The organism is Halorubrum sp. SD41, assembly GCF_058630335.1.
The window spans coordinates 90974-98464 of record NZ_JBZVGZ010000012.1 but is presented as its reverse complement, the minus strand read 5'-3'; the positions used below and the strand labels follow the sequence as shown (position 1 = coordinate 98464).

General features: G+C 67.8%; 9 protein-coding genes. 3 read left to right on the top strand and 6 right to left on the bottom strand.

What is annotated here, in order from left to right:
- Nucleotides 1-393: 393 nt before the first annotated feature.
- The 3 genes from AC4NMM_RS07450 to pyrB form a co-directional block, all read right to left on the bottom strand.
- Nucleotides 394-1254 (bottom strand): hypothetical protein, encoded by an 861-nt coding sequence (locus tag AC4NMM_RS07450; RefSeq protein ID WP_491923955.1) that lies wholly within the window; start codon nucleotides 1252-1254, stop codon nucleotides 394-396.
- A gap of 306 nt (nucleotides 1255-1560) precedes the next feature.
- Entirely contained in the window at nucleotides 1561-2019 is a 459-nt protein-coding gene (gene pyrI / locus AC4NMM_RS07445) for an aspartate carbamoyltransferase regulatory subunit (protein ID WP_096392958.1), read from the bottom strand.
- Entirely contained in the window at nucleotides 2016-2963 is a 948-nt protein-coding gene (pyrB, locus tag AC4NMM_RS07440) for an aspartate carbamoyltransferase (RefSeq protein ID WP_491923954.1), read from the bottom strand. The genes pyrI and pyrB overlap by 4 nt, the downstream gene beginning before the upstream one ends.
- A gap of 186 nt (nucleotides 2964-3149) precedes the next feature.
- On the opposite strand from pyrB, the gene AC4NMM_RS07435 reads away from it, so the two are divergent.
- Nucleotides 3150-3470: an ASCH domain-containing protein gene (locus AC4NMM_RS07435; protein WP_491923953.1), complete on the top strand. Its 321-nt coding sequence runs from the start codon at nucleotides 3150-3152 to the stop codon at nucleotides 3468-3470.
- Nucleotides 3471-3511: 41 nt separating this feature from the next.
- Here the strand turns inward: AC4NMM_RS07435 and AC4NMM_RS07430 are convergent, their stop codons facing one another.
- The gene (locus tag AC4NMM_RS07430) at nucleotides 3512-3871 is read right to left on the bottom strand and encodes a 2Fe-2S iron-sulfur cluster-binding protein (protein WP_004595632.1); all 360 of its coding nucleotides are present in this window, start codon (nucleotides 3869-3871) and stop codon (nucleotides 3512-3514) included.
- A 156-nt stretch (nucleotides 3872-4027) separates the two neighbouring features.
- Between AC4NMM_RS07430 and AC4NMM_RS07425 the strand changes: the two genes are divergently transcribed.
- Both AC4NMM_RS07425 and mvaD read left to right on the top strand, forming a co-directional pair.
- A complete protein-coding gene (locus tag AC4NMM_RS07425) occupies nucleotides 4028-4288 on the top strand; it encodes a hypothetical protein (RefSeq protein WP_096392961.1) in 261 nt (86 codons plus the stop codon).
- A 432-nt stretch (nucleotides 4289-4720) separates the two neighbouring features.
- Nucleotides 4721-5719 (top strand): phosphomevalonate decarboxylase MvaD, encoded by a 999-nt coding sequence (mvaD, locus tag AC4NMM_RS07420; RefSeq protein WP_096392962.1) that lies wholly within the window; start codon nucleotides 4721-4723, stop codon nucleotides 5717-5719.
- 105 nt (nucleotides 5720-5824) lie between these two features.
- On the opposite strand, the gene AC4NMM_RS07415 is transcribed toward mvaD, so the two are convergent.
- Both AC4NMM_RS07415 and AC4NMM_RS07410 read right to left on the bottom strand, forming a co-directional pair.
- Entirely contained in the window at nucleotides 5825-6130 is a 306-nt protein-coding gene (locus tag AC4NMM_RS07415; RefSeq protein WP_096392963.1) for a hypothetical protein, read from the bottom strand.
- A gap of 2 nt (nucleotides 6131-6132) precedes the next feature.
- On the bottom strand, nucleotides 6133-7377 hold the full coding sequence (locus AC4NMM_RS07410; protein WP_491923957.1) for an ABC transporter substrate-binding protein: 1245 nt from the start codon (nucleotides 7375-7377) through the stop codon (nucleotides 6133-6135).
- Between the last annotated feature and the right edge of the window lie 114 nt (nucleotides 7378-7491).

The following is a 7491-nucleotide window of genomic DNA, read 5'->3' as shown; positions in this document are numbered from 1 at the left end:
ACCCCCCCCCGCCTGGGTCCTGGGCGCCCTCCCCGCCGCCCGGCCGGCCCGCGACCCCCTCGCGCGTGCTCCTCGCGGCCGCCGAAGGCGGCCACTCGGAGGCACGCGCCACCGCAGTTCGTTTATAAGTAATCGCCTCCGCCACTCACTCCATTTAAATATCGCATCACTGTCGCTGTACTGGTTCCGACGGCCGCGAAGAAACCGACGAGTCGGCGGCTCAACGGTGTAGAGTGACCGCCGCTACGGCGCGGACGTTGAAAGGCGGCCGCCTCACGCGAACGCGAGACGACCGGTTATGTCGCACGCCGGCGGCCGGTCGAATAGGCGTCGGCCGCCGCCGTATATAAACCCTCGTTCACGAGACCGCGAGCGAACGGCCGACGCGCCTCGTCAGTCCGGCCGGTGGACCTCGCCGTCGCGCGAGTCGGCGTCCTTCCGGCGGAGCGCGGCGGCCGAGTTGTTCGCGTCGTAGCCGAAGAACACGTCCTTCGCGTACGTCTCGGCGACCTCGGTCGCGTGGATCAGGTCGTCGACGTCGACGTCGACCGCGTACAGCTCCAGCGAGAATGGCGTCTCGGGCGGCGCGCCGTGGAGGTCGTAGTCACCGCCGAGCCGCGAGCGGAACCCGCGCGCGATCGTCTCCAGCCAGTAGGTCGTCGCGTACTCCGTGTCGTACAGGGGAACGACGAACTCGTCGACGTACTCGGTCAGGCGGTCGAGGTCGAGGCCGGCCCGCTCGTAGAGGTGGTCGGGGTAGGGATCGGGGTAGAGGGTGAGCAGGAGCCGACCGGGGACCAGCTCGGCCGCCTCGGCCACGAACTCGGTGATGACGTCGGCGCGCCAGGCGGCGAACTCGTCGCGGTCGCTCTCGGCGAACAGGCGCTCGCAGCGGTCGCAGTGGCAGAACCCCTCGCGCGGGAACCCGACGTCGTCGAGGCGGACGTCGCCGTTCTCGGCGGCGCAGTCGGCGATGATCTCCAGTAAGCCCTCGCGGTACTCCGGGTGCGTCGGGCAGATGTACGCCCAGTCGAAGTACTCGCGGTCGCGGGTCGCCGGCTCGCCGCGCTCGTCGACCGGGACGAGGTCGTCGTCCTCGCTCGCGGCGGCGTTGTCGCCGAAACACGACACCATGTTTACGGCGTTCGGCAGCGGCTCGGCCGACCGCCCCGTGACGTCTTTGACCTCGTAGAAGCCGAGGTCGAACGGCTCCATCTCGACCTCGTCGGCGTTGCGCGTGACGACCCCGTACATGGGGCCGGCTACGGGACTGGCCGGTAAAAACGGACGGTATCGCGGCGGTCGGCGCGCGATGCGACTCGTCGAGCGGCACGAGACGTAGTCGGTTCGGCCCGCGGAGGGCGCGGACGCGGCGGTGCGGCGTTACTCGACTTCGACAGGCTGCTTGTCGCCGGCGAACAGGAAGTACGCGAGCGCGACGAGCGACAGCACGAGGACGAGCTTGGCTTTCTTGCTCATACATCACGGTTCGTGGGGCGGGCGCTAAAACTTACCGGACCGAGAACAGATCGCCTGTCGACGACGCACGTCGACCGCGCCTCACACGTCGATGTGTTCGGCGATGTCGGCGCGCAGAATCGTCGCGCAGTAGTCGCAGCGCACGCCGTCGGCGACGACGTCGAAGCGGGTCTCGATCGGCTCGTCGGCGTTGGTGATACAGTTCCGGTTCGGACAGGAGAGCACGCCCGTCACGCCGTCGGGACGGGTGACACGGTTCTTCTCGACCACCTCGAAGTCGCGGACGATGTTGATCGTCGCCTCGGGCGCGATGAGGGAGAGCACGTCGACCTCGGACTGCGACAGCTCCCGGTCTTCGACCTTCACGATGTCCTTGCGGCCGAGCCGGTCGGAGGGGACGTTCATCCCGACGGAGACGCCGAACCCCTCGGAGCCGTCGATGCCGAGGATGGCGAGGACGTTCAGCGCCTGCCCGGCCTCGACGTGGTCGATGACGGTGCCGTCGCGGATCTTCGAGACGCGCAGCTCGTGTTCGCTCATCGGTCCACCTCCGTCCCCTCGTCGCCGTCCGGACTCGCGTTCTCCAGGAGGGTGTCGAGCAGCGCCATCCGTACCGGAATGCCGTTGTGCGCCTGCTCGAAGTAGCGCGCGTGGTCGGTCTCGTCGACGTCGGGCGCGATCTCGTCGACGCGCGGGAGCGGGTGCATGACGGTGAGGTCGTCGCGCGCGTCCTCAAGCGTCTCGGCGTCGATCTGATACTCGCCGGCGACGCGGTGGTACTCGTTCTCGTCGGGGAACCGCTCCTTCTGGATCCGGGTGACGTACAGCACGTCGAGCTCGTCGAGGACCGGTTCCAGCTCCTCGTGTTCGCGGATCTGCGCGCCCGTCTCGTGGAGGTCGAAGCGCACGGAGCGGGGGAGCCGCAGGGACTCGGGGCTGATGAAGTGCTGGTTGGCGTCGAACTCGGTGAGCGCGGCCGCCAGCGAGTGGACCGTCCGCCCGTACTTCAGGTCGCCCATGATCCCGATGGTGAGGTCGTCGAGCCCGTGGTCCTCGCGGATGGTGTGGAGGTCGAGGAGGGTCTGGGAGGGGTGTTGCCCCGCGCCGTCACCCGCGTTGACCACGGGGACGTCCACGCGCTCGCCGGCCAGCGTCGCGGCGCCCTCGCTGGGGTGACGGAGGACGAGCGCGTCGGCGTACCCCTCGATGACGCGGACGGTGTCCGACAGCGACTCCCCTTTGGACACCGACGAGGAGTCGACGTCGCCCATGTCGATGGTGTTCATCCCGAGGCGCTTGGCCGCGCTGTCGAAGCTCATCCGGGTGCGCGTGCTGGGCTCGAAGAAGCAGAGCGCGAGCACGCGCCCGGCGTGCCGGTCGGCGTAGGCGGCGGGGTCGTCGGCGACCGCCCGGGCCCGGTCGAGCACGGCCTCGATGTCATCCCGCGAGAGCTGGGTCGCGGTGATGAGGTGGTCCTGTCGCATCGTCTGAGATGGGACTCGGCAGTATCTTGAATCCCTCGGCTCGGCCGTCGTAACGGGTGTTCACGTCCGTGCGGATCCCTGTGACCGACGGTTTCGAGATTCGCAGAACGCGGTGATAGTTCACACGCTCGGCGGCCGCCGACACCCGTCCGCGCTTATAAACCGATCCGGGCCAAAGAAGCGACCATGTCCGACAACGACCCGGCCGACCTGCTGCCGAACGACCGCGTGAAGCGGGCGGCCCTCGACGGCGAGGTGACGCAGCTCCACCGCGGGAACCGGTACGGCGACGAGGGCGACACCTTCGAGATCGAGGGCGTGACGTTCGAACTCACCGAGGTCAGCGAGCGCACGCTCGGGGACATGAGCGACGAGGACGCGAAACGCGAGGGGTCGCCGTCGCTAGAGGCGTACAAGGAGCGAATGGTCCGCGCGCACGGCGGGAACTTCGACTGGGACGACGACGCGGACGTGGTGCGACACCGCTTCGAGCGGGTCGACGAGTAGCGAACTGGGCGACGAGTAGCGAATGGAGGGAACGAGGCGACTCAGTCGTCGTCCGCGGCCGCGCCGTCCGCGCCGCCCGCGCCGTCGCCGTCCTCCGCAGCGGTTGCGGCGTCGTCCTCGATGCTCGGCGGGTACTTCCCGCGGTCGAGCTTCAGGTCCGACTGCGGCCGCGCCATACAGGTGAGCGCGAACTCCTCGGCCTCCTCGTCGGTGAGGCCGCGGGCCGCGGGCTGGGTCACCTCGCCCTCGACGATCTCCGCGGAACAAGCGAGACACATCCCGACGCGGCAGGAGTACTCCTGGGCGATCCCCTCGTCGAAGCAGGAGCTGAGGATCGTCTCCGTGTCGGCCACCTCGATCGTCTCGCCGGTGCCGACGAACTCGACGGTGTACTCGGTCATGGCGCCGAGTACCCGCCGACCGGTCAAAAAGGGTTCCCCTCGATCGCGTCGCCGTCGCGGGGACGGAAGCGAGTGTAGGAGGTGGTGAGTTATCCGGACAGAGGTAATTTTCCGATACCGGTTTTTTATAAACGGGACGAATATCCGAACGCATCGATGGTCCTCGCACCCTCCGTCGCGCAGCTACCGACGTATCGAATCTGGGGCGCCACCGTCGTCCAGGACGAACTGTTCATGCTGGCGGTGCTGCTCGTCTTGTGGGCGACGCTCGGCAGATGGATTTATAAAGACGCGACGGCCCGGGACAACGACTGGGCGTGGCAGTGGGGGTTCGGCACCCCGCTGACGGTGATCGCGGGGCTGGACGTGATGCTGTTGGTCGTCGTGATCTATCTGCTGCTTCGGAATTCGGAGTAATTGTGATACGTCTTGTCTATAAATAACTAATCGCGGATCACCGGCAGACACCTCCAAAGCCCCAGCCGTGAGGCGGGCGTACGCTCGCTGCGCGCTTCACTCGGTCGCTCACTGCGTTCGCTTCCTCGTTCCAGTGCTTGCGTCGCCTACGCCCGCCTCACGGCTGCCCCTTTGAGTCCCACCCGACCGCACCGCCCCGCACCACACGCCTCCCCAGCCTCGTCGATGGTCCTCCGCTTCGCTCCGGACCATCGACTCCCTCGCGCGTGCTCCTCGCGGCCGCCGGAGGCGGCCGCTCGCAGGCACGCGCCACCGCGTCTCTCTCGATCGAATCATCGTGTTCGATCGATTCATAATGTCGCAATCGCATCTTTCACACTCACCCTCCCACCTATCGCAACGACTAATCCCCCGCCGGACGCTTCCCGAGGTATGACCGGCAAGGCCACCGCGCGAGCCCACCCGATCCAGGGGCTCGTCAAGTACCACGGGATGCGCGACGAGGAACTGCGGCTCCCGTACCACGACAGCATCAGCCTCTGTACCGCCCCGACCGCGACGACCACGACCGTCGAGTGGCAGCCCGACGCGAGCGAGGACGCGTACGTCATCGGCGGCGAGGAAGTGGACGGGCGCGCCGCGGAGCGCATCGACATGGTCGTCGACCACGTCCGCGAGCTGGCCGGCGTCGACGCCGCCGTGCGGCTGGAGAGCGAGAACTCCTTCCCGTCGAACATCGGCTTCGGCTCCTCCTCGTCGGGGTTCGCGGCCGCCGCGCTCGCTCTGGTAGAGGCCGCGGGGCTCGACATGTCGCTCCCGGAGGTCTCGACCGTCGCCCGCCGCGGCTCCTCTTCGGCGGCGCGCTCGGTCACCGGCGCCTACTCGCGGCTGGACGCCGGCCTCAACGACGAGGACTGCCGCTCCTACCGCCTCGACGTGGGCGTGAGCGAGGACGGGTTCGACCCCGAGGCGGACCTCCGGATCGTCGCCGCGCACGTTCCCGCTTATAAAGAGACGGAGGAGGCCCACCGCGAGGCCGCCGCGAGCCACATGATGCAGGCGCGGACCGCGCACGTCCAGGACCAGCTGGTGGAGATGACCGACGCGCTCCGCGACGGCGACTTCGACCGGATCTTCGAGACCGCGGAGCACGACTCCCTGTCCCTGACGGCCACGACGATGACGGGGCCCGCGGGGTGGGTGTACTGGCAGCCCGAGACGATCGCGGTGTTCAACGCGGTCCGCGAGCTCCGCGAGGAGGGCGTCCCCGTCTACTTCTCGACGGACACCGGCGCATCGGTGTACGTGAACACCCTCGCCGACCACGTCGACGAGGTCGAACGTCGGATCGCCGAGATCGGCGTCGACACGGACGTCTGGGAGGTCGGCGGCCCGGCGCGGATCCTCGACGAGCGCGACGCGCTCTTTTAAATAGGCGAGCGGTGTGGCGCCGCGTCCGGCTCCGTCGCCGGCGGCATCGGCGACGGGTCCGATTCGGAGCTTCGACGAAATAAAAGAAACCGCGTTTCGGTCGTCTCAGTACGGCAGCACGCCGGTCACGGTGCCGAGAAGCGACACGCCGATCGCGAGCACCTGCGCGACGAAGAACGCCTTCGAGGAGGCCCACCCGAAGTACAGAAGCGTCGCCATCGGGACCAGCCCGATGACCGACGGCCAGAGCCCCATCGTGAACAGGATCGCGAGGAAGCCCGTCGTCACGAGGATGAGCACGTCCATCCCGAGCGAGACGAGGTTCCGTCGGCGGAGCTCCTCGGGGTCGAACATCCGCGCCAGCGACCCGCGCTGATCGCTTCGGTCGTCCGCGGTCGACGTCGACTCCATCGTCAGTCGTTAAGCGTCGCCTCGTGGGCGTCGTCGAGGGAGCTGGTGATCTCCTCGGTCGGCGTGTCGGGCGTGGCCCAGAGGCCCTTGAGCACCGACCAGAACTCCTGCTGGAACGGGTTCCCGAGGGCGTCGTCGAGGTCGGGCACGACCGTCACCTCGTCGGCGAGGTCCGGAAGGTTCGCCATGACCTCGATTTGGTAGGCGTCGTCCGGCACCTGAGTGTTGGAGGCGATGAACCCGCCGTCCTCGACCCACACCTGCTGGCCCTCGGCGGAGACGAACGAGCTCAGGGCGTCGCGGGCGGCGTCGACGTTGTCCGAGTACGTCGGCACGGTGAACCAGTTGACCGACGAGGAGATGCCGTCGACGCCCGGGAGCCGGAACACGCCGAGGTCCGACGGGTCCTCGACGGCGTCCTGCGCCGGCGTGAACGAGCCCATGAAGTACAGCGGGAGGCTGTTGTCCCAGAAGTACTCGTACTGGATGCCGAAGTTCCGCGTCTGGCTGAAGTACCCCTCGTCGTGGAGCATCTTGATCTCGTCGAACGCCGTCGCGACCCGATCGTCGGTGAAGGAGGCGTCGCCGTCGATGAGCCCCTGCTGGAGCGACGCGCCGTCCTCCTGCCGCATGAAGAAGCCCTCGGTGATGTCGCTGAGCGGCCAGCCGGTACCGTTCCCGGAGGCGATGGGGGCGTCGACGCCCTCGATCCCCGAAATGTCGTCGAGCAGCGTCATGAACTCGTCCCAGCTCTCCGGCTCGGAGAGGTCGTGCTCGTCGAAGAACGACTGCCGGTACCAGAAGCCGGGCTTGAGGTCCATCTTGAACGGCGCGGCGTACACCTCGCCGTCGACGGTGACCCGCGACGGGTCGACCGCGAAGTTGTCGGCGTCCCACGCGTCGCCGACCGGCGCGAGGTGGCCGTTCTGGGCGTCCGAGATGATCCGCGCCGGCGAGGGCATCACGACGATGTCCGCGGAGGCGACGCCGGACTCGTAGTCCATCAGGGTCCCGGTGAGCAGGCTGTCGGTGTCGCGCGGGAAGTACTCCATACTCATCCCGGTGTCCTCCTCCACGAAGTCCATCACCTTGCTGAACGACTCCTGCTCGCCGCCGGACCAGACGCCCGTGATCTCGAGGCTGTTACTCCCGCCGTCGGAACCGTCGCTGCCGTCGGAGCCGTCCCCGCCGTCACCGCCGTCGCCACCGTTGCCGGAACAGCCCGCGAGCGCAACGCTCCCCAGCACCGACGCGGTGCCGGTCGTCTTCAGTACGTCCCGCCGTGTAGTACAGGATCGATCATCGGACATGTCGTCCCAACCCAATCGACCCACTTACTTCAAATTTGCTTATTAATTACC

Bases quoted from the DNA above. Each gene is read 5' to 3' on its own strand.
- AC4NMM_RS07450 (WP_491923955.1), bottom strand. From the start codon at position 1,254: ATGTACGGGGTCGTCACGCGCAACGCCGACGAGGTCGAGATGGAGCCG.
- pyrI (WP_096392958.1), bottom strand. From the start codon at position 2,019: ATGAGCGAACACGAGCTGCGCGTCTCGAAGATCCGCGACGGCACCGTC.
- pyrB (WP_491923954.1), bottom strand. From the start codon at position 2,963: ATGCGACAGGACCACCTCATCACCGCGACCCAGCTCTCGCGGGATGAC.
- AC4NMM_RS07435 (WP_491923953.1), top strand. From the start codon at position 3,150: ATGTCCGACAACGACCCGGCCGACCTGCTGCCGAACGACCGCGTGAAG.
- AC4NMM_RS07430 (WP_004595632.1), bottom strand. From the start codon at position 3,871: ATGACCGAGTACACCGTCGAGTTCGTCGGCACCGGCGAGACGATCGAG.
- AC4NMM_RS07425 (WP_096392961.1), top strand. From the start codon at position 4,028: ATGGTCCTCGCACCCTCCGTCGCGCAGCTACCGACGTATCGAATCTGG.
- mvaD (WP_096392962.1), top strand. From the start codon at position 4,721: ATGACCGGCAAGGCCACCGCGCGAGCCCACCCGATCCAGGGGCTCGTC.
- AC4NMM_RS07415 (WP_096392963.1), bottom strand. From the start codon at position 6,130: ATGGAGTCGACGTCGACCGCGGACGACCGAAGCGATCAGCGCGGGTCG.